The organism is Paramagnetospirillum magneticum AMB-1 (genome assembly GCF_000009985.1).
Classification (GTDB): domain Bacteria; phylum Pseudomonadota; class Alphaproteobacteria; order Rhodospirillales; family Magnetospirillaceae; genus Phaeospirillum; species Phaeospirillum magneticum.
The window spans coordinates 3,570,220-3,592,149 of the sequence record NC_007626.1 but is presented as its reverse complement, the minus strand read 5'-3'; the positions used below and the strand labels follow the sequence as shown (position 1 = coordinate 3,592,149).

Sequence of the window (21,930 nt, the reverse complement as noted above, 5' to 3'; positions counted from 1 at the left end):
GCTGGAGCCATGGCTTCCACCTCATCTAATCTATATTGTATTATAAGTGACGATACATATGTGAGAGTCAATGACTACGAAATAATAAATCAATATTAACCGAATAAATTAAGTTGCGATCGTATTTCCACCTCACTCCACACCTCGGCCTTGATCCTGGTGATTTCGTCCAGCCCACCTCGGAGAGCATCGACTTCTTCCTGGTTTATGGTCGCCGCCATTTCTTCCTCGGTGGCCACGATGATTTTTTCCAGCTGTAGGACAAACGCGACCAGGGCTCCCGTGGTGGGCCGCCGTCCTCTGGCCAATGTCGAACTGCACCATGACGCCTGCCGCCCAAACATCCGGCTGAACGACCTCTGGTCGCTGACGGCCCCAAGGTCGCGGCATTCGTTATAAAGGCTTCGTAGATCCCGCATCACATTCCTCCTCAGCTGCGTGTGCAGGTATTTATCTGTTCGCATTTCTGACTAATACGTATAAACATATGACTCTCAAAAACGTTCGTTTATGAGAATTTATTTGTGTCGTGGTCTTTTGCGTGATTAGCGGAGGTGGTATTATCTCAAAACTGTCTCTCAAAACATGCATCTCAATTCGTCGGTAATTGAATGAGTATTGAGAAGGAGGGGGGGATGTTTGTCGGTTACGCCAGAGTTTCGACCCAGGACCAGTCGCCGCAACTGCAACTCGACGCCCTGCATGCGGCCGGGTGTGAACGCATTTTCAGTGAACATGCCTCCGGCGCCCGCGCCGATCGCCCCGAGTTGAAGGCCGCCTTGGACTTCGCTCGCAACGGCGACACGGTGGTGGTGTGGAAGCTGGATCGGTTGGCTCGATCGACCCGGCAGTTGATCGAGACTGTCGATATGCTCGACGGGCGTGGGATCGGTTTACGGTCGTTGACCGAAGCGATCGACACCACCACCGCCGGGGGGAAATTGATCTTCCACGTTTTTGCGGCGCTCGGGGAGTTCGAGAGAAGTTTGATCATCGAGCGGACTCGAGCCGGACTGGATTCGGCCCGCAAAATGGGCCGGGTCGGCGGTCGGCCTCGGTCCCTGTCTGGTCAGGATGTGGAGGTGGCGCGAGCCATGCTTGCATCCCCGGCGATTACTGTTGAGGAGGTGGCCCGGCGCCTCAATGTTTCGACTGCCACTTTGTATCGCCACCTGCCAGGTGGGCGTGGTGGTGGCCTGGATCTTCGACCTGCGGGCTGATGTGGTGGTGGCTGTGCTCGCGGATTAGGCTGGTGCCCAGGGAGCCGGTTACGGCTCTACTAAGTAAACGCCCAATCCATTTACTTAGTGATTACTAAGTGCAAGCTGTTGAATTATAATGATAATTTCTAATTTAGTAACTAAGTAAACTAAGTAAGAGAAAAACAATTTATAGAAATAAAAAATATTATTTTCTGTTTTATGCGGAGCTCTTGAATCTACCTACTTAGTTTACTTAGTAGCCATGGAGTTCCGCGGAAATGGCGGAATTGCTGGGGTTTGCGGAGCATCCAACTAAGTAAGAGCTCCGCCACCACGTCAGTTATACCGAGGCGGGTCATCTGGGGTGGCGATTCGTGGTCGTCGCATCCTGAGGCGTTGCCTCCTAACCAAAGGGCCGTTTCCAGTCCGACCGATCTCGGTCGAAGGGATAAGCGGCGCTCGAATCTGCTTGGACTCAGCGATGACCTGCCCCCCTTCCACTGATCGGGATCAATCATGAAAACAGGTCAGTGGCGGCCTACCGAGACTCCACTCTTAGCTCCCGCCAGATAGTTCAAGACGGTTTGAACCGCGAGCGACCTGTAGCGTTGAGGGCTGCTGACAATCCAGGCATCCGCCTGTTCCATTGGATATTCCGGCAGCAGGTGGATCAAGGTGCCCAGGTCCAGGTCCGTTTCAAGCATGAAGTCGGGCAGAAGCGCGATCCCATGGTGAAGGCGTGCAAGTTGATGGGCGACCAGCATATTGCCGGCAGCAATGGTCCATCTCATCGAGCACTCCCATCCCCCATCAAAGCGCCAACTATCGAGGGCCGCGCTGATGACGATCGCGTTGTGCGAGGCAAGGTCCGAGGGGGCCACCGGTACCCCGGCCTTTGCCAGGTAGGCGGGGGATGCCACAAGCAGGCGCTTGACCTTGCAAAGACGGCGAGCGACCAGATCACTGTCATCAAGTGTGCCCGTCCGTACTGCAAGGTCGATGCCGTCGCTGATGATGTTGACGCGCCGTTCAGTCAGCCTCAGTTCGACCTGAACATCCGGATATGCTGCCGTCAGCTTGATCAGATGCGGGGTAATCAGATACTGCCCAAGCGCCGCCGTGGTGGTCAGCGAGACTCGGCCCGCGACAAGCTGTTCGCGCTCGGCGATTGCCCGTGCGGCATCGTCGGCGGCGGTGATCGACGGCTTTGCCATGTCATAGATGCGCTGCCCCTCATCCGTCAGCGATAGGGCTCGCGTTGAACGCTGGAACAGCGACGTGCGCAAGAGCAGTTCAAGATCGGCAAGTCTTCGGCTTACGGTGGATTTTGGCAGGCCGAGTGTCTTGGCCGCAGCTGTGAAGCTGCCTTCGTCGGCAATGGTCACGAGCAGCGCAAGATCGTCGAGCGATGGCTTCATTGTTCTGAAAATGGAACAGTGCTGTCCAAACTTCAAGCCTTATGTGGACAGTGATTAAGGCGCATATGGATATCAACACAGTCAGAGGACTATGCCATGATCCGTTTTACGTCTGTCTACACCCCGACGCAGATGCGCCATGGCGCGGAATTTGCGGCCCGCCAGTATCCTCGCCAGGCGTTTGGCAACCTTATCGATCCGGTCATCAACATTGACTGGTTCGAAATGAATGCCCCAACCTTTCCGCCTCACCCCCATGCGGGTTTCTCCGCCGTCACCTATCTGTTCGCCGATTCGCCCAATGGGTTCATCAATCGCGACAGTCTGGGCGATGTACAGACCATTCACCCTGGTGGCCTGCATTGGAGCCGAGCGTCACGCGGGTTGATGCATGAAGAATTCCCGGTTCCCGAAGCAGGTCTCGTGCATGGGCTGCAGATTTTCATCAACCTGCCGGCGGCCAGCCAGGCCGATCCCGCCGCAGCCTTTTCGGTCCCGGCCGCCATGGTCAAAAGCCTTTCCGGCAAAGGCTGGGAAAGCCGTGTCGCGGTCGATGGAACGACGGTGGGTGAAATCGCCGGAGCCCTGCCGTCACCGGTCCGGATCGAGGAAATCTCGCTGGCCCCATCGGCGATGCGTGACATCGACATACCTGCGGGTTGGGGGGGCATTGTCGTTGTGCTCGAGGGAGACGTTTCGATCGGTGACGTGACCCTTGCCGCCACGCAGGCTATTGGCTTTGCCACCGACGTCGAAGGGCCGTTCCGGATCGCCACAGGGGCTGGTCAAGCCCGCATTGCGGTGGTTTCGGGGGCGCAACTCAAGCAGCCGATTTATGCCCAAGGTCCTCTCATGCTTGCCAGTCCGGAGGCACTCGACGAGGCGCGTCGCCGTGTCGCCTCGCTCAGCTTGCCCGCCTGACCCCTGCCACATGTTATCCACACAAAGGAAACACATCATGACGAAACGCTTTTCTGCTGAAAATGCCGCACTTCTGCTGATCGACCATCAGGTCGGCACCATGCAGCTGATCAAGAATATCGACCGCGATCTTGCCGCCAAGCAGTCGATCGCCCTGGCCAAGATGGCGAAAATCCTGAACATGCCGGTGGTGATCACCTCCAGCCAGGAAGATCACGCCCAAGGCCCCATTCTCCCCGGAATCGCCGAAATCCTGCCGGAAGCGCATGCGGCACGGGTCAAGCGTCCCGGCGTGGTCAACGCATGGGCCTATGCCGACTTCCACAATGCGGTGCTGGCCACCGGGCGCAAGAACCTGATCATGGCGGGCGTCACCACCGATGTTTGCCTGATCTTCCCGGCTATTGATGCCGCGCTCGAAGGTTTTGCCGTGCAGGCCGTGATGGATGCTTCGGGCTCGCCCAGCGATCTTTCGGAAGAGTTTTCCCGCCAGCGGATGCGTGATGCGGGGGTCGTCCTGACCGCCACCAATACGCTTATGGCGGAAATCGCGCAGGACTGGTCCACGCCCGCCGGGCAGCAGTTGATCACCCTGTTGTTCACCGATGTCTTCCCGGCCCTGGGTGCCGGCATCGTCTAGGTCAGAAATCAATCGCAGATCACGAATACGGAGCCCCCATCATGACCAAAGATCTCTTCCAGCCCCTGCGCTTGGGCGAACTTACCCTGCCGAGCCGCATCGCCATGGCCCCCATGACCCGCTCACGGGCCGATGACGACGGCGTGCAGCCCGAGATCGCCGCCACCTATTACGGCCAGCGCGCCGGGGCTGGCCTGATCATCTCCGAGGGCATCTACCCTTCGGCCATGGGCAAGGGCTATGTCCGCACCCCGGGCCTTCATACCGACGCCCAGGTGGCCGCCTGGAGCAAGGTCACCAAGGCGGTGCACGACAAGGGCGGGCGCATCTTCGCCCAGCTGATGCACACCGGCCGGGTCGCCGTTCCCGCCTTCCTGCCCGGTGGCGCGCTGCCGGTGGCGCCCTCGGCTATCCGCGCCGAGGGTCAGGCCTACACCGATCAGGGCATGGTGCCGATGGTCACGCCGCGCGCCCTGGAGACCACAGAGATCGCCGGTGTGATCGCCGAATACCGAGACGCCACCCGCCGCGCTCTGGAGGCCGGCTTCGACGGCGTTGAACTGCATGCGGCATCGGGGTACCTGCCGGAGCAGTTCCTGTCGTCCAAGAGCAACCGCCGCACCGATGGCTATGGCGGGTCCATCGCCAACCGAGTCCGCTTTGTGGTCGAGGTGCTGGAGGCCATGGCGGCGGTGGCGGGTTCCGGCCGCGTCGGCATCAAGATCTCGCCGGAGATGAACTTCAACGACGTGGCGGACGACACCCCGCAGGAGACCTACCGCCACCTGGTCGAGCGCATCTCGTCCCTGAACCTCGCCTATCTGCACGTGGCGCTGTTCGGCACCCCGACCGATTATCATGGCCTGCTGCGCCCCCTGTTCAAGGGAGCCTATCTGGCCGGCGGCGGCTTTACCGGTGACACCGCCGAAGCCGCCCTGGCCCAGGGCCGCGCCGATGCCATCGTCTTTGGTGCCGCCTTCATCGCCAACCCCGATCTGCCCAAGCGGCTGGCGGAGGGGTTGCCCCTGGCCGAACCCGACAAGGCGACTTTCTACGCGCCGGGACCGCAGGGCTACATCGATTACCCACCGGCGGTGTGACGGAGTTGGGATGAAGATCGCCCGCGACGGTGGCGCGGATATCTAAAAGAGGCGGCCGGCCAGGACATCCCCCTGGCCGGCCGAGTTTCGTCTTGGCAATTGCTCTGGTTGCCGCCGTGTCAGCCTCCTTCGGACACACGCACCCTACGAGTTCAGAGAATCCAATATGGTGGGCGTGGTGGCGGGTCCCCGGTCATGCACCAGCCATTGGAGCGTTTCCGCCGAGCCGTAGGCCGTGTCGGCGGCCAAGCGTTCCGGGTAGAGATCAAACCGTTCGTCGGCCCGCTCGATCATGGTCTTGGCCGCCGACACCTCGGCCTGCCGCACCGCCGTCGAGGCCTCGACATCGACGATGACCGCATGGTCGAGAACAATCAGGTAGTTGGTGGAGTAGGCAAAGAAGGCTTGCCCTCCATGGGCGGCGGTCCAGCGCGCAGCCGGGTCCGCCGGTGAGACAAACTTCGGCGTCACCTCACTGGCGGCACCGAAAGCGGCATCGTCGAGCACAGAAAGATATTCATCAATGGCGCGGCTGGTCGCTTCGGGCGGCAGCCCTCGTGAGCCTTCGACACCCTTCTGTCGGCTGGCGTCGGCCTTGATCAAGCTGGCATCGACCGCGAAAGCCTCGCCGCCGACCAGTCCCTCCTCCATGCAGCGCTGGACGCTTTGCTCGAAGAGATGACGCAACAGATCGCTGTCGCGGAAACGTCCGTGCCGGTTCTTCGAGAAGGTCGAATGGTCGGGCACCTGTCCTTCAAGGCCGAGCCGACAGAACCAACGATACGCCAGGTTGAGATGGACCTCCTCGCACAGCCGCCGCTCTGACCGAATGCCCTGGAAATAGCCGACGATCAACATCCGTACCATCAATTCTGGATCGATCGATGGCCGTCCCATCGAACTGTAAAACGGCTGGAGATGAGCCCGTAAACCCGAAAGGTCGACGAAGCGGTCAATCGACCGCAGCATATGATCGGCAGGGACATGTTGTTCCAGATTGAAGCTGTAGAACAGCGCCTCCTGCATCACCGTTCGCTCGCCCATCATAATGCATGATCAAGTAGTTTTACTCTACTCGATTGAATCATAGGCTCGCCTAACGGGCAAGGCCGAGTTTTTCAACAGAATCGACCCACATAAGACATTTGGTTTTTGCCCAACAGCTCCCCCGATCAGTGAACGTGTGGCAGGGCGGTGAGTTGTGTTGCACACGGCCCCACCGCCCGCATAACTCTGGATTAGGCGAGGATAAGTACGACGTCGATGTTACCGCGAGTGGCGTTGGAATAGGGGCAGACTTGGTGAGCCGCCTCCAACAGTTCCTGGGCGACTTGGCGGTCCATGCCCGGCAGGCTGATCACCAACTGCGCGGAGATGCCGAACCCTTGTGGAATGGGGCCGATGGACACGCTGGCGTCGATGGCAGCGTCGGCGGGCACGGTGATCTTCTTAACCCCTGCGACAAACTTGAGCGCTCCCATGAAGCAGGCAGAATATCCGGCGGCGAATAGTTGCTCGGGATTGGTGGCGTCACCGGCGCCGCCCATCGCCTTGGGGGGGCTCAGCTTGACGTTGAGCAGACCGTCATCGCTGACCGACCGGCCATCGCGGCCGCCGGTTGTGTGGGCCTTCGCGGTATAGAGAATCTTTTCCAACTTCGTCACCATGCTTAGTTCTCCTGAGCTGTGCGGTACAAGAGACGTCACCGACAAGATGACTCTTGCCCTGTAGAGGTATAGCAACGAGGGCAACCGAAAGGATTGTTACATTTTGTTTATATGCCTCCACACCAAAGTATGGCACCTCCTCAAGCGCAAGTGCTGCCTGAGCTATGGGCGGTAGCGGACATGGGGTGAAAAAATGCGGCTTCTGTCTTTGGCGCAGGTGCGGAAACTCTCCGTACTGATGCTTGCAACCGCAATTGGAATTCATGCAGAACCGGTAAAGGCAGACCGAATTTCTGATTTGGAAGATCAGGTTCGGGTGTTGCAGGAATCCCTATCCCGCATCCAGGTACAGCTGCAGGCAGAACGCGGCCAACCTGCCCCTCGCTCCCCGAATACAACAGTCTCCACCGCGACTTCGTCAGCCACCCAGTCCACCCATCCTACAAACACCGCCGCTCCGGCGTCCCCCGAAGCACAGGAGCAGCCAGCCTGGCCGAAAGGCTACATCCCGGTCCCTGGGACCAGCACCGCCGTCAAGTTTGGAGGAGCTATCCGTGCCGAGGTTTGGGATGACGTTCAATCGACCCAGGGAGGACGAACGGACGACGCCACCGCCATCCCGGCCCGCGGCACTGCGAAAGCAAACCGCAATGGCGCTCTGAACGGATCCATTTCGGGTTCGCGGTTTAATTTCGGGACGTTGAGCCACACCGAAATCGGTGACATGAAATCGTTCCTTGAATTCGATCTGGGGACAGATGCCTCGCCCACATTCAGGCTTCGTCATGCGTATATCGCCAATGCCGATTGGCTGGCCGGGCAGACCTGGTCAACTTTCATGGACATGGACAGCCTGCCGGACCTGCTATCGGCGGGGGGATCGGTCGGTTACAGCTGGCTGCGCCGTCCCCAGGTTCGATATTCCATTCAGACCGGCGATCGGGACAAATTGGACATGGCCGCCGAAGTGCCGACGTCCGACTATTCCGCCCCTTCGGCGATCAATACCGCTCCGGATCTTGTGCTCAAATACACGGCCGGGCAATCTTGGGGGCATTATGCGCTAGGCGGCATGGTCCGCTATCTGCGGTCAGACACCGGGACTGGCGACAAGGCCGACCAGATTGTCTGGGGCTTTCTCGGCGGCGTGAGTATCAAGACCTTCGGTGACGACATCCTGACCCTCCAGACAGTGAATGGAACCGGTGTGGGAGGAGCCCTCAACCAAGGGACCGGCCTTTCCGCGGCCGTGGTCAACAACTCATTCCGGACATTCGACGCCTTCGGTGGCTCCATGGCCTACAAGCATTATTGGAATCCGAAGCTGCGCTCGACCCTAGCGGTCGGCTATGACCAATTTGCCAACGCCAGCCGGAATATCGGCACCAATGGCTTGGGCATTCGCAGCCTGGCTTCGGTCCATGGCAATATCGTCTACAGCCCAATCGCCCCCTTGGATGTCGGCATCGAATATGGCTACGAGGCATTCACCGCCAGCCCAACCGGAACCGGAACCGCCTCGCGGGTGCTGGGCGTGGTGAAATACGGATACTGACGCCCATGCGCTCGCTCTCGACCATCACCTGGCTTGTGGTCTTGCTGCTTTGCACGGCAGCGTGGTCGGCGGGGGCTGCCGAGTTGACCGATAGCGACCGCGCCTATGCGGCTTCGCTGGGAAAGGTGAGTTTTTGCGTTGATCCGGACTGGGAGCCATTCGAGATTATTTCACCGGCAGGGCAGCATCAAGGCATCGCTGCCGACCTACTTCGACTGGTGACCGGCCGGGCGGGGTTGAGCCTGGAGTTGGTGCCGACCACGGATTGGGATGAAAGCATCGCCACCTCCAAAGCCGGTCAGTGCACCTTGCTGAGTTTTCTCAACCAGACTCCGAAGCGGGACGAGTGGCTCTTGTTCACCGAACCCCTGTTCACCGACAGCAACGTCTTCATCACCCGCGAGGAACATCCTTTCATCATTGATCCGGCGATCCTGAGCGGGGAAAGTATCGCCCTGCCTAGCGGTACCTCGATGGAAGAACGCATCCGTCGGGACTATCCAAATCTGCGCGTAATCATCACTGACAGTGAAAAATCGGCCATCGATATGGTCTCGACGAGACAGGCATCGATGACTCTGCGCTCGCTGATTGTCGCGGCCTACACCATCCGGAAGGAAGGGCTGTTCAATCTGAAGATTGCCGGCCAGATGCCCAATTACTCAAACAATCTGCGAATCGGAGTCCTCCGCGACCAGCCGAGGCTGCGCGATATCCTGAACAAGGCCATCGCCACGATCACCCCCACCGAACGGGGCCAGATCATCAACCAGCACGTCGCAATTCAGGTCCAGACCGGCATTGACTATGCCCTGACCATCAAGATCGCACTGGGCCTGAGCGCCGTCCTGGCGGTGGTGGCCTACTGGGGATGGCGGATGCGCAAGCTGAGCCGGGAACTCGACAGGCTTTCACAGACCGACAACCTGACTAACCTGCCCAACCGGACCCGACTGAACCTGCAGTTTCCCATCGAATTGGCCCGGGCCCGCCGCCTAGGGCAGGGGCTGTCGCTGATCATGATCGACGTCGATCACTTCAAACGGATCAACGATGAATTCGGGCATCTGGTCGGAGACAAAGTCCTGATCGCCATGGCGGATCTCGTTCGCCGCTCGGTGCGTGCCATCGACCTGCCTGCCCGCTGGGGTGGCGAGGAACTTGTGGTACTGTGCCCGGATTCCCACCTGGATCAGGCCCTGATCCTTGCTGAACGTATCCGCCAGGCGGTGCGCGATCATGACTTCGACACTGGTCGGCGACAGACTGTCAGCATAGGTGTCGCTACCCTCGGACCATCTGACGATATCGACCAATTGCTGAACCGCGCGGATCAGGCCCTCTACATAGGCAAGAGCAGCGGTCGCGACCGGGTCTGCTCGGAAGCCGACCTGACAGACACCTGAGGCCGGTCCGTGATCCCTTGCAATCACGGCCGCCAGCCCTGTTAGGCCGCCGTCAATTGGCCAAGTGCTCGGCGAGGGTCCGGGTGGGCATGGGATGGATTGCGGTAGCGTGCGCCGTCAGCGACGGGCCTGGAGCGTGAACGGCCCAGGGCTTGCTTTGTGGGACGGGCATCCGTGGTGCATCCGACAGGACTGATGCCAGCGCGGATGCGGTCATGGGGCGATGGTAGAGATAGCCTTGAATTCGGTCACAGCCTATGCCACGCAGGAAGCGCTGTTCCTCTACCGTTTCAACGCCTTCGGCGACCGATGCCACATCGATAGTCCGCGTCAAATCCACGATGGTCTTGCAGATGGCGGCATGCTTGGGAGAAAGCTGGGATTTGCGGATGAACTCGCGGTCTATCTTCAGCACGTCGATGGGCATCTCCGCCAGATGCGTGAAGGAAGAATATCCCGTCCCAAAATCGTCCAGATAGATTTTAACTCCTCGACCGCGAAGGCGGTCCAAAGTTTGAAGGGCATGGGGCGTCGCACCCAGAAAGGCAGTTTCCGTCACCTCTATGTTCAATGCGAAGGAGCGAGGCACCAACAGCAGCGTGATCAGGTCGTCGTCGCCTATATCGGCCAAGGACAGATTGACCGTCACGGGAAGACTGAGCCTATGCTCTCGATAATCGACCTCCACCATCCTGACAATGGCGCGACTGAGATAGGCCTGTAGCCCATGCTCCTCAACCTCAACCAGAAATCGGGCCGGGGCCATGGGCTTGTTTTCGTTATCCAGGACGCGCAGCAACGCCTCGCACGATACGACCTCGCCCGAATCCATGTCCAGTATGGGCTGGTACGCCATGACCAACCGCCCACGATCAATGTCTTTGCGGATAAGGGCCGCTGAGGCTTCCCGAATCACCTTCTGACGTCTGCGGCTCCACAAAGAGTAGATCCACAAGGATGCCGACACTAGACCCATGGTTCCGGCCAGGAAGATGAAGTGGCCTTCCACGGAGCCTCCGCTGGTCATGGGCTCTGTCAGCCGCTCCAAGACGAACAGGGCCGTCGTGATGCAGACAGCCACCACCGCATGGAAGCCCTTTTCCAGCCTAGTCAACGTCCGCCTCGTGGGATTGTCCATAATCCACGCCCCCTTCTCGATGTCCTCAGCATATGGTCATTCTTGGGAACCCCCACAAGAGATGTTGACAAGTTTAGTAGGATATTGGCCGCTGCCCCGCTGACGATGACGTGGAGCGCGGAGAAACAATCAGCCCCCCAACGGCGTCCTGCTCCGTCATTGCCCGGAGACAGCCGCGAGTGGGCTGCGGGGCTCCGGCGCGATCCGTGACGCTGAACCGGCAGCCGCGAACGTGGCGCTAGCCCTGAGTGCTTTGGCAGGGTATGAGACGACAGAAGTCCTCGTTGTGCAGAGCCTGGATCAACAGTTCGAGGCGAACACCAAGCGAAGCACGTCTGTCCCGTTGGAAAATGGACAAAAATTACGCGTCTGATGTCGAACATGGTCGTTGAAGTGACAAATTTTCCGCATTGGAGGCTGTCACTGTGCCATTCAACCTTCCAGGTGGACTAAAACATGGTTATTCTTTCGCCATTCAGAGGTGGATGGGTGGTCTATCTGGGAAATGCCGATTCATTGGCAAGCCAGTTCGGTCGCCCCTTTCCGCCACGGAAGGGAGTCTGTGATGACCGGCCACAGGTGTAAGAACCATGCGCCTTGATCCGTCAATCCTGCCGGCGGCCCCCAACCTGACCAGCCTGATGGCTGATTCAGTGCCCAGTGGCACGGACAAGCCATCCGCGAAGGCGGTCATCGGCAAGATCGACAAACTCAGCGGCGACGCCTGGATCATCCATGACGGCCAGAAGGTTCCGGCCAAGACTGGGGCAGCCCTCGTCCAAGGCGATTCGGTGGAGACTGCCCAGGGCGCCCAGATTTCCCTGGTGTTTGCCGACCGCACAACATTCACCTTAAAGGACAAGGGGCTGGTCGGGCTGGATGAGTTCACCTATGACCCCGCAAGCAAGACCGGCAAGGAAAGCTTCCTTGTGGCTCAGGGCGGCTTTTCCTTTGTGTCTGGAGATATCGCCAAAACCCAGCCCGATTCGGCCCGCATCGTTACCCCGGTGATGAGCCTGGGCATCCGCGGCACCACCGTCGCCGGTTCCGTGGGGGAGGGGGGCGCTACCACCGTGGCCCTGCTGCCCGATCCTGGCTCCAATTTCGTGGGAGAGGTGGCGGTCAGCGCGCTGAGCGGTGGCGGCCAGAGCTTCACTCTGAATTCCGCCGGCTCAGGCATCGTTGGCGCTACATCCGCCGGATCTTGGTCGGTGTCGGCCAATGCCGCCGCCGCCGTGGCTGCCCTTGCGCCACAACCCGCTCCGCCGCCCGCCGTGGCTCCCGCCCTGCCTGCAGCTCCTGCACCAGCCCCCGCCGGTGGTACCGGTGCCGGAGGAAGCAAGGGAGCGGGTCAGGGAGCCGGGGCAGGTGGTGGCGCGGAAGCCGCGGTTGTCGACGTGGCCCCTCCTCCTCCTCCGCCGCCGCCACCTCCACCTCCACCTCCTCCGCCGCCACCGCCTCCTTCGCCACCGGCCCCGGCTCCGCCTCCTCCTCCGCCGGCTCCGCCACCTCCTCCGCCGGCTCCGCCGCCACCGGCCCCGGTCAACAATGATCCCACCAGTTCGGCGGTGACGCTTCCCGGCAGTACGGCGGGCAGCGCCACCACGATTCTCAAATCGGACCTGCTGGCCAATGCCAGCGATCCGAATCACGATGTGCTTTCGATCCGATTGGGTTCGGTCAGCGCCACTCATGGAACCGTGACCGAAACGGCGACCACTGTGGTGTTCACCCCGACCACCGGTTATTCCGGCCCGGCCACGCTGTCCTATACCATCGTCGATGGCCGGGGAGGTCTGGTGACCGCCTCGGCAACCACCACGGTATCTGCGCCGAGCCACGGTCTATTGGCGGAAGTGGCCAGCAATCCCATCGTCAATGGCGACTTCGAAACCGGCACCTTCACCGGCTGGGTGGCATCGCTCAGTCCGACCGTGGCCAATGGCGGCAGTCCCCTGACCAACTGGATGGTGTACCCCGCAAGCTCGCTCAACGGCAGCCATGTGGCGCTCAACGGCTTTGATGGCGGTGTATTGGACGGCAATGGCGCCATCCTCTACGAGACTCCTCTCTACTTCCATCTCCAGCAGCCCATCACCCTGACCGGCGCCCCGGTTCATGCCTCGCTGTCCTTCTCGTTCAAGGTGAGTGGCGGGCCATCCTTCAGCGTGGCCAGAGATGGCCAGCCCACCGCCGACAGGGTGTTCACCGTGCACGTCACCGACGGCAGCGGTGACGTGATGCCCACCGTCTATACCTACACGGTGCCAGGCACCACGGTAGACGCGGGAGCGGTGCACAACGTCAATATCGACCTGTCATCCCAGATGGCGGCGCTTTCACCGGGGACCTATACGCTGGATCTGCAGGAACTGGTGCCCCAGTACTATACCGGCCCGGCCGAGATCCAGTTGGACAACATCGCGCTCAAGCTGTCGCAGGGTTCAGCCACGGCCAGCGAGGCGGTTACCGCCGATCAAGGGGTTAGCGGATGGGTCCTCGGTCTGCCCGCCACCACCGCTTCCAGCGACACGGTGAGCTTCCACATCATCGACGGCAGCGGGAATCCCCAATCTTCCCTGGCCACCACCCACGGGACGGCCAGCATCGACGCCATCACCGGCAAGTGGACCTTCACCCCGCTGGCGACCCTGGCGGCCAATCTGTCGGTGACCGACACCTTCGTGGTGGGGGTGGTGGACGACCAGACCAGCCAGGTAGCCCAGGCCACCATTCAGGTCAACATATCGTCGCCAGTGACCTCGTCGGGTGCCGTCGCCCACATTACCTCGGCCAGCACGGTTGTGGATGCCAATTTCAGCGGGCTTTCGGGCATTTCGACCCTGGAGATCAATACCGGCTCGGCGGCACTCAACCTCACACTGGGGACCGTGGCCGAAGCGGCCGGCACCGGTGTGGTGGATGGTTCGCAGGCCACCGGGAGCATCGTGGCCAATGCCTCGGCCTATTCCACGGGGCTCGATATCACGACCGGCAGCGGCAATGACACCATCACCACCGGCAGCGGCAGCGACACCATCGCTGGCGGCCTGGGCAGCAACATCATCAATGCCGCCACCGGCATCGATACGGTGGATTACGGGGCGGCTCTTTCGGCTATCACCGCCACCATCGGCTCGGGTTCCGCCACCGTGGTGCATTCCGGCGGTACTGACACCCTCTCGGGTGTCGAGATCATCCAGGGCTCGACCTTCGGCGACACCTTCATAGTCGGCGTCGCCAGCACCGGCAGCATCCTGGGTGGCGGCGGCTCGGATGTGCTGGATATCACCGCCCTGCCCACCGGTAATCTGGCCCTGGACGGCGCGGGAGCCAACGAAAGCATCCATTTCGACATCGCCGGACGCCACATGGAATCACTGGTGCGCGATCTGTCGTTGAGCGGCTCGAATCTGGTGGCTGTGCTGGATGGCGGCGGCACACTTTCCATCGCCAGTGTCACCACCGATACCATCATTGATCCGGCCGGCGACACCCATCGAATCGTCGGGCAGGGTGGAGCCACGACGGCCGGCACTGATTACGTGGTTGTGGGCACAGCTTCCGACTCTTCGCTGACCGGCAATACCGGAGACGATCTTCTGGTCTGGCATTCCGGCAACACCAGTTTGGTCGGCGGAGGCGGTCACGATCTGGCTGATTTCCGCCACGCTGCCGGCGCCATCGTCGCCGACATGTATGGCGGGACCAGCGCAGTGATTGGCGGCTCCACCACCGTCGGTCTGTCGGGCATTTCCGAGATTTTGGGCGGCAACTCCGCCGATACGCTGACGGCAGGCACCGGGGAATGGATGCTGGCCGGTGGCGGCGGCAACAACGTGATGGATGGCAGTCACGGCACCACGACGGTTTCCTACCAGGATCAGGTGACGGGCGTCACCATCGACTTGGCCGGCGGTACCGCCACCCACGGCGCCTATACCGATACGCTGACCGGCATGGGCGGCGCGGTGGGCAGCGATTTCGCCGACACCATCATTGGCGGCACGGGGGCGGAATACCTCGATGGCGGCTTCGGAGCCAATACCGTCACCGGCGGTTCTGGGGTGGACACCTTCGTTCTGCATTCCTCAACCAGCGCAACCGCCACCCAGAGCATTACCGATTTCGCCGGTGATCAGTTTTCGCTGTCCGACCGCGAGTTCGGACTGGGCAGCAGCGGCACCCTGGCGGCTGCCAACTATGCCGAAGGCACGGCCACCGTCTCGGGGTCGGCCCAGGATTTTGGCAATGTCAACGCGGGCATCGTGGCCATCCAGAACGGCGCCAACGTGGAATTATGGCACACCACCAACATGGATGCGGCTACGTCCAGCAATTCCCATCTGGTCGGCACGCTGGAGAACATCAATACAAGCGCCCTGGATAATACCAATTTTCATTTAGCCATCTGACCGAATAGGGCATCACCGCATCGAAATCAGGTCATGAACGGTCAGATCACCGTTCGACAGCATTATCCGCTTTACATGTTCAACACTAAAAAGACGAGCATCAGGCTTTGCCCCCCCTAGCCGGACAATCCTGATTGGAGAAATGAGTGACCGTTCGTGGCGGATATTGTTGAAAAAAACTCAGCAAAACCAAAAATATTTAAACAACATTGCGGGTTGGGATCGCAAATATATATTTTTGCGAATGACGATATGTAATTTTGAATATAACAATATTTTGCCTGACTTCGTTTTTCTCAATGCAATCGGTGCAAATTCGCCGCGCCATCGGACACACGCACCCTACGAGTTCAGAGAATCCAATATGGTGGGCGTGGTGGTGATCTGGACCTGCGGTCTGGTGTGGTGTCACCTCCCAGATGCAGCTGCATTCTGTAGGCAAAGCCTCCCCTTCCGCTTGCCCGGTAAGACGATGCTTTAGTTATTGGAATCTAAAACCTGATCCCAAAAAAACACGTCTTGCAACTTGCCAATATCGGATTCTGACAAGTCCCAGTTTACCTATTAAGTCCGCGTATAGCTTAGGTGCCTTTGATCTGCTATCTCTTTAAAAGATAACCCTGAGTGCCAATCTCAGTCCCGGTTCCACACTATGGCAGTGGAGGCCACTATTTCTCACCGTACACTTTGCCTAAGTTTTCCCTCAGATCGATAAAAACCATTCGGGGGATCGGAAGCTCTGTTTTTCACAGGTGAAGTTCTCCCGCAGACCATTCTGTTTATTATAAACGTCCAGAATCACGACGCCTTGTTATTGATTTGCCATCGCAGGCTAGGTGAGAATAAACAACATACCACCTTATTTTGCTTTATCGATTCGGGCGACCATAACGTCATTAACCCTTCGACTTGCTGCGAACTCAACAAATCCGTCATCACGGATCGACATGGAACAGTTCGCAAACCCACCGTGTCTTTTGTATTTATACAAAATACCAAATACCCTCGCAAATAACAATTTATGTGATTTCCAGACCAGACGAATTGCTCATATTCATGTGTCTTTGTAGTGCTGTGTATTTGTTGATAGCCGACAGCATGATTAACGTCAAAGAGCAATACCTGACCTTCCATGGCGGACTGCGCCACCAGTAATCAATCTCAGGCGCGGCTGTTTTACATCATATCTGGCGTCGCTGAATTGATAAATACTGAAAAGTGCCGCCCAATGGAATGGTGAGGAGGCGCGACTACTTTTGTATACATGATGAAATGAATTAATGAAAAAGGTGCGGGGCGGGCATATCGTCAGGTCATGCCCAATTGCACAAGGAGACAATCATGGGTGTTACAAATGTAGTTGGAAACTATATGGCAAAGCTGTGTTCTGCTAATTACGCAATGGCGACGCTTGATCCAGAGCTATTTTCATTGGCGTCTCCGCCAGTCTTTGACGGGCTTGATGTTATTATTATAAGGCTTAGCAATGATGCTGCGGCCGAATTGCTTCGGTCGGCCCGTCGCCGCGGCGATGTCATCCGGCGAGCGAGCACTGGTCAGCGGTGGATGGGCGCCGTTGAGGATGTCTGTCTGATCACCGCTAATCCAGGGCGTAGAAGTGAATTGGCTGCGATTGGGAAGACAATTTCTGACAATATAATAAATCTATAGGGTGGCAAAAATGAATGACTATGTGAGTGTGCGAAATATAAGTCATGATGAAGTGGGGCGTGTGCAGGAGAATTGCGGGTGTTTTATTAAAGATATTGGTCGCATATTTATGCATGACGTGATTAATATGCAAGCTAGCGGAAGAGTGCTTCTGGCAATCCCACTGTATGAGGATGGGAGCGATAATTATCACCTTGTTTGCAATTTAATTATAAAGTTAAAAATATACGTCGGAATTGCGCACGTTGAAAAATGGGAAATATTACGCCATTTATCAGGTCGCTTTGGTGTCGCGCCTACTTATTACAAAGTATGTTGCGATTTTTGGCTTTTGTCGTTTGATTCGAAACGTGATGCTGTACGATTCCGCCTAAAATACCCCGAGAGCGACTTAGAGCCATTCAAGCCGCATGGCATCATAGACCGCGCTAAGATGCGCAGCCGTGTTCAAAATGCCGGAAGGGTCCGGCGTGGCCCAATTTATTCCGTTGAGGAGCAAGCGAGGCGTGACGTTGCAGACGGTGGACTGCGATTGGTTATGCTGGGAATATGGGGTGAAGTTAAAAAATGGGCGACCGTGAATCGGCGCCATCATACGTTAGACTTACGACGGGCTGTAAGAGATTACATTGAGACAAAAAATACGGAGTTGATCATAGCGGAGTTAGCATGTTTTGCTAAGATGGGGCATAATATTGATAATATAGTACAAATATTGATAGATGCAGGGATCAATGTCGCCGATCCTCTTCGGAGGAAGATAGACGATGAGAGGCCGTCCGGAAGGTTCTTGAATCAGGTGAATCGGTTATGATTCCATGGGTCTCCAGAGAAATGCTGGGGGCGCCATGTGGACCAAGGACAACCGACGGCTCTATGAGCGGAGCGGACTTCGCTATCCAAGTGATCTGACGGATGAGGAATGGTCGCTGGTGGCGCCGCTGATCCCACCGGCAAAGCGCGGCGGGCGCCAGCGAACGGTGGATCTTCGTGAAGTGGTGAATGGGATCTTCTACGTGTTGATGACCGGTTGCCAGTGGCGAGCATTGCCCACGGACCTGCCGCCCAAAAGCACGGTGCATGAATATCTTGGGCTGTGGGAATGGGATGGCACGCTGGCACGCCTCCATCACGCCCTGTTCATCGAGGTGCGGGAACTCTCCGGCAAAGAAGCCAGCCCGACGGCGGCGATCATAGACAGCCAGAGCGTCAAGGGCGCGGAAAAAGGGGGGCGCGGATTGATCCATCGGGCTACGACGCTGGGAAGAAGGTCAAAGGCAAGAAGCGGCACATCGTCGTCGATACGCTTGGCTTGATCCTCGCGGCTCATGTCCAACCGGCCGATGTCCAGGATCGTGATGGCGGATTGCCGGTCCTCAAGGAGGTCCGGCGCCTCTTCCCCTTCATCGTTCGGGTGTTCGCTGATGGCGGCTACCAGGGGGCCGCCACCGCGGCAGCCGTCCGCGCACTCGGGGCGTGGCACCTGGAAATCGTCAAACGCTCCGACACCGCCAAGGGGTTCGAAGTTCTGCCAAAGCGGTGGATCGTTGAGCGCACCTTCGGGTGGCTGGGGCGTTGTCGCCGTCTCGCCAAGGACTTCGAGAATCTCGCCAGGATGGCGCTGGCGTTTCTTCGCCTCGCCATGATCCGCCTCATGCTGCGAAGGATAGCAAGACACCGGAAATCATAGGAAACTTCACGGACGGACTCTGACAAAGTTAGTGCAAAAAAATCTCAGACGCTTATGGATATGATAAGGCAGGCGGTCGCAACGTCGTTATGACGCGTTAATTTGCTTGGCATCTCAGGGAGAAATGTAGTGGTTGATCAAAAGATGTCTCTTGCTGCTCGGATTGCAGCTGCCTATTTGCGAAATCACGAGATCCCCATCACCGATCTCCCTGAGCTCATCAAGGCTACCTACGCAGCCTTGGCCGGTACCGATGCTCCGCCCTCAGTTGATGCGGATCGTCCCATCCCGGCGGTGCCGATCAAAAAGTCGATAACGCCCGATGCCGTCACCTGCTTGGAATGCGGGAAGAAGCAAATGATGCTAAGGCGCCATCTGTTGACATCGCATGGCCTGTCGGTCGATGCGTATCGATCCAAATGGGCTTTGCCTGCCGATTATCCCATGGCCGCCCCCAACTATTCGCAAAAGCGCTCGGAGATGGCCATCCAGATCGGCCTTGGGCGGAAACCCAAGGCTGCAGCGGCAGAGGCCTCCTCTGATACGGCGGGGGCAGAGAAGGCACCCCACACTTATCCTGCGTCGAGATGGGCCAAGCCAACGGGCTGATTACCCAACGATGCTCAAGTCCATCTGAACCCCGCGTACCAGCACCTCGGGGGCAACAGAGCCACGCTTGCCTGGCACCAGCCTGACTAGGCCGTATTGGCTCATGGTTTTAAGGGTTCTGGAGAGATTGCTGGCCTTACGGCCGCTCATCACCTCCAACTCGGCCAGCGATGCCGGGTGTTGTTCATCAATGATCCGCAACAGCCTGCGATTTGGCTCCGAAAGCACCTTCGCCAACGACTCAAGGGACGTGAACCAAATCTTCGGTTCATCAGGCAGGCGCCGACGTTCACCGCGAGCGATCTGCAAGGCGCGCTCACGAAGCTCATTGTGGGTGGCGATGCCGACCTTGGTCTTTTCAGCCATCGTGTTGCTCCTTCAGGATGCGCTCGATCTCATCAAAGAAATCGGCAATCAGCTTCTCGGCTGTCACAAACTGGTAGGGCCGACCCTCATCGGATTCGTCGCGGTGCCAATGGTCGAAGGCGGTCTGGCGTTCGACAAACTTGCCGCCACGATGCCCAACGCCATGGGCATTGTCGTATCCCATCAACCGGCGGCCATCGCGGGAATGGAAGGTCAGCGAATACGAAACGCCGTGGGGTTTTTCAGCCGTAGCTTCGATCGCCTTGGCCTTGAATCGGGCGACATAACCGTCATCGTAGATGATCTCTTCACCATCAAGATCCAGCAGATATGTGAGGGTCTGATCAGCATGTGGCATGCCTACGTTCATATCAGTTAGTGATATGGGTTGGCAAGTTCAGGGCTGAGAGGGAGTGACAATGGAAGGCCAATTTGGCGATAGAGTGTTTTTGCCGACTCATTTAAAAGTTAGGTATGGAGGCGTAGTCCAGCTACTTATCGGATTTCTTTTCTGAACTCATTTGGCGAAGGCGCTCCCGTCGTTCTCGTTCCTGCCGACGTGCTCGGACTCCCAGTGCGTGGTTGTATGTCTTGTCCAGCATGGCAATGCTGGTGCCTGCCCAGGTCGCGATTACGCCAGGGTTCAGATCGCTCGTTTCAATTTCTTCCGTAATGGTTGTGTGGCGGATGCTTGTTAGGTCGAAATCATGGCCGTACACATTGTGCGTCAGTTTTGCGGAATCCAAAAGGCTATCAAAGCTTTTGGCGAATGAGCCAATCGCACTGCCATCCCTGTGCATCCATAAGGGGTCATTGGCAGTGGGCTTTCTGCCAAATTGGGCCTCGTAATACGCGGGCAACGTCTTCAGCAGGATTGTCGATATTTCCTGCCGCATGTGATCGATAGGTTCCACCGTGCGCGGCTTGACCAGTGACTTCACGGCGTTGACGTGGAGCTTCACATAAATTTCCTCACCATCAGGGCCGACGTCGGGGAGGAGGGAGGAAAATTTCAATTGGTATCCCTCGGCCACACGTAAACCGTATGCCCGGAGGGTAAGGCAGCACCACCAGCAAAGTTGGCGATGGCGCCGATTATCTCCTACCAGCTTTGGAGGGTTAAGCCAGTTGGGAATAACCTCCAACAAATGCATCCAGTCAGTCTGGGTGAAGTGCGGAGTAGGACTGGACGCTGATGAAGGCGTGTCCGTGGTCGTGGGGGCATGGTCGGGGATCGATGTCACATGTCGCTGCCTACGAGCAAATTTGAAGACCGCCCGCAGATAGGACCATTCTTTGCTCTTTGTTGTGCCCGCAGGAATCGTTTTTTCCTTGGCGGTTATCCGCCGAACAAATGGCTCGCCATTACGCAACGACTCTATGGCATCGATTTGGGCACCTTGGCCACTGACCCAATAGGTGTCTCGCCAGCGTTGCCAAACAGCCAGATCGACCGTATCGATCTCATCAATTGGCTTCTTCTGGAACAGATCGTATCGGGCGACATACCGCGTGATAAAACTGCGGTGATGCTCATATTTCGTCCAACTGACCTGCCCGCGACCTTGCAACTCCAGCAAGTCGTCAAGGTAATCCTCGGCGGCCTCGGCCAGGGTTGGAGTCCGGCGCGAGTTCAGGCGTTTGCCTTTCCCAACCTGCTCGCGATAGCGATAGAGGATGCGCTTGCCAAATTCGATGATCTCTTCAGGCGGGCCGTTTCGCTTGACCGTTTCAAAATCGAATTCCCTACCTGCCGTCGCGAGATGCATAGGGCTATATCGGAATTCGGCGGCGACCAGTCCCTCTTTACGCGGCTGACCTAAGATCTGGAGGCGAAAGTAGAACCGCCCCTTGGAGCGCGACGACGGGCGCTGGAAGAGGATGAGTTGGCCGGTTTCGTCGTGCCATTCAGTTTCATAAGCGGGCATGGGGGCGGGCTCGGACATGGTAGGTGGGGGGCAACTTGCCCCAAACTTGCCCCAAAATCTTAGTCGCAGTGTCCGTGACTCGCAAGTTTTTGAGAACAAAGAGAAAATAGAAGCTAATTGCATCAGCGGCCGTTTGGGGCAAGTTGTTATATTTCAATGCATTAGCTTGCGGCGGCATCTGCTGAAAATCGCAGTGTCGGTGGT

18 protein-coding genes and 2 pseudogenes are annotated in these 21,930 nt (G+C 58.1%); 12 read left to right on the top strand and 8 right to left on the bottom strand.

The features are described 5' to 3' along the window. Window positions 1-95 precede the first annotated feature (95 nt). Window positions 96-419, bottom strand: a complete 324-nt coding sequence (locus AMB_RS16715; RefSeq protein ID WP_043744929.1) for a hypothetical protein — start codon at window positions 417-419, stop codon at window positions 96-98. A gap of 216 nt (window positions 420-635) precedes the next feature. On the opposite strand from AMB_RS16715, the gene AMB_RS16710 reads away from it, so the two are divergent. Then, complete coding sequence (locus tag AMB_RS16710; protein ID WP_043744926.1) at window positions 636-1,220, top strand: recombinase family protein; 585 nt, start codon at window positions 636-638, stop codon at window positions 1,218-1,220. A gap of 509 nt (window positions 1,221-1,729) precedes the next feature. Here AMB_RS16710 and AMB_RS16705 read toward each other — a convergent pair. Beyond that, window positions 1,730-2,620, bottom strand: a complete 891-nt coding sequence (locus AMB_RS16705) for a LysR family transcriptional regulator (protein WP_050750747.1) — start codon at window positions 2,618-2,620, stop codon at window positions 1,730-1,732. A 96-nt stretch (window positions 2,621-2,716) separates the two neighbouring features. Here AMB_RS16705 and AMB_RS16700 point away from each other — a divergent pair, with 96 nt between their 5' ends. The 3 genes from AMB_RS16700 to AMB_RS16690 are packed head-to-tail and all read left to right on the top strand — an operon-like array spanning window position 2,717 to window position 5,281. Then, window positions 2,717-3,541 (top strand): pirin family protein, encoded by an 825-nt coding sequence (locus tag AMB_RS16700; RefSeq protein WP_011385668.1) that lies wholly within the window; start codon window positions 2,717-2,719, stop codon window positions 3,539-3,541. A gap of 37 nt (window positions 3,542-3,578) precedes the next feature. Beyond that, entirely contained in the window at window positions 3,579-4,181 is a 603-nt protein-coding gene (locus AMB_RS16695) for an isochorismatase family protein (protein ID WP_043744924.1), read from the top strand. Between the two features lie 41 nt (window positions 4,182-4,222). Further along, window positions 4,223-5,281 carry an alkene reductase gene (locus AMB_RS16690; protein WP_011385666.1) on the top strand — a complete coding sequence of 353 codons (1,059 nt, stop codon included), beginning with the start codon at window positions 4,223-4,225 and terminating at the stop codon, window positions 5,279-5,281. A gap of 186 nt (window positions 5,282-5,467) precedes the next feature. Here the strand turns inward: AMB_RS16690 and AMB_RS16685 are convergent. Continuing rightward, window positions 5,468-6,328 (bottom strand): annotated as a pseudogene (locus tag AMB_RS16685) (IS5/IS1182 family transposase); the annotation flags it as partial. Between the two features lie 191 nt (window positions 6,329-6,519). Further along, window positions 6,520-6,948 (bottom strand): organic hydroperoxide resistance protein, encoded by a 429-nt coding sequence (locus AMB_RS16680; RefSeq protein ID WP_011385664.1) that lies wholly within the window; start codon window positions 6,946-6,948, stop codon window positions 6,520-6,522. Between the two features lie 193 nt (window positions 6,949-7,141). On the opposite strand from AMB_RS16680, the gene AMB_RS25400 reads away from it, so the two are divergent. Next, on the top strand, window positions 7,142-8,503 hold the full coding sequence (locus AMB_RS25400) for a DcaP family trimeric outer membrane transporter (protein ID WP_148207457.1): 1,362 nt from the start codon (window positions 7,142-7,144) through the stop codon (window positions 8,501-8,503). Between the two features lie 5 nt (window positions 8,504-8,508). Beyond that, complete coding sequence (locus tag AMB_RS16670) at window positions 8,509-9,909, top strand: diguanylate cyclase (RefSeq protein ID WP_011385662.1); 1,401 nt, start codon at window positions 8,509-8,511, stop codon at window positions 9,907-9,909. A gap of 52 nt (window positions 9,910-9,961) precedes the next feature. Here AMB_RS16670 and AMB_RS16665 read toward each other — a convergent pair whose 3' ends face one another. Then, entirely contained in the window at window positions 9,962-11,047 is a 1,086-nt protein-coding gene (locus tag AMB_RS16665; protein WP_011385661.1) for an EAL domain-containing protein, read from the bottom strand. A gap of 590 nt (window positions 11,048-11,637) precedes the next feature. Here AMB_RS16665 and AMB_RS16655 point away from each other — a divergent pair. The 6 genes and pseudogenes from AMB_RS16655 (at window position 11,638) to AMB_RS16640 (ending at window position 19,432) form a co-directional block, all read left to right on the top strand. Then, window positions 11,638-15,462 (top strand): cadherin-like domain-containing protein, encoded by a 3,825-nt coding sequence (locus AMB_RS16655; RefSeq protein ID WP_011385660.1) that lies wholly within the window; start codon window positions 11,638-11,640, stop codon window positions 15,460-15,462. A gap of 142 nt (window positions 15,463-15,604) precedes the next feature. Next, complete coding sequence (locus tag AMB_RS25395) at window positions 15,605-15,943, top strand: hypothetical protein (RefSeq protein ID WP_148207456.1); 339 nt, start codon at window positions 15,605-15,607, stop codon at window positions 15,941-15,943. Window positions 15,944-16,803: 860 nt separating this feature from the next. After that, complete coding sequence (locus AMB_RS25390) at window positions 16,804-17,133, top strand: hypothetical protein (protein WP_148207455.1); 330 nt, start codon at window positions 16,804-16,806, stop codon at window positions 17,131-17,133. A 10-nt stretch (window positions 17,134-17,143) separates the two neighbouring features. Continuing rightward, a complete protein-coding gene (locus tag AMB_RS25385; RefSeq protein ID WP_148207454.1) occupies window positions 17,144-17,947 on the top strand; it encodes a hypothetical protein in 804 nt (267 codons plus the stop codon). A gap of 4 nt (window positions 17,948-17,951) precedes the next feature. Continuing rightward, window positions 17,952-18,823: pseudogene (locus AMB_RS24610) on the top strand (IS5 family transposase). A gap of 129 nt (window positions 18,824-18,952) precedes the next feature. Further along, entirely contained in the window at window positions 18,953-19,432 is a 480-nt protein-coding gene (locus AMB_RS16640; protein ID WP_011385659.1) for a MucR family transcriptional regulator, read from the top strand. Here the strand turns inward: AMB_RS16640 and AMB_RS16635 are convergent, their stop codons facing one another. The 3 genes from AMB_RS16635 to AMB_RS25380 form a co-directional block, all read right to left on the bottom strand. After that, window positions 19,433-19,798, bottom strand: a complete 366-nt coding sequence (locus AMB_RS16635; RefSeq protein ID WP_043744907.1) for a transcriptional regulator — start codon at window positions 19,796-19,798, stop codon at window positions 19,433-19,435. It lies immediately after the preceding gene. Further along, entirely contained in the window at window positions 19,791-20,156 is a 366-nt protein-coding gene (locus tag AMB_RS16630) for a toxin-antitoxin system TumE family protein (protein ID WP_043744903.1), read from the bottom strand. The genes AMB_RS16635 and AMB_RS16630 overlap by 8 nt, the downstream gene beginning before the upstream one ends. Window positions 20,157-20,289: 133 nt before the next feature. Further along, on the bottom strand, window positions 20,290-21,726 hold the full coding sequence (locus AMB_RS25380; RefSeq protein WP_148207453.1) for a hypothetical protein: 1,437 nt from the start codon (window positions 21,724-21,726) through the stop codon (window positions 20,290-20,292). Window positions 21,727-21,930 lie beyond the last annotated feature (204 nt).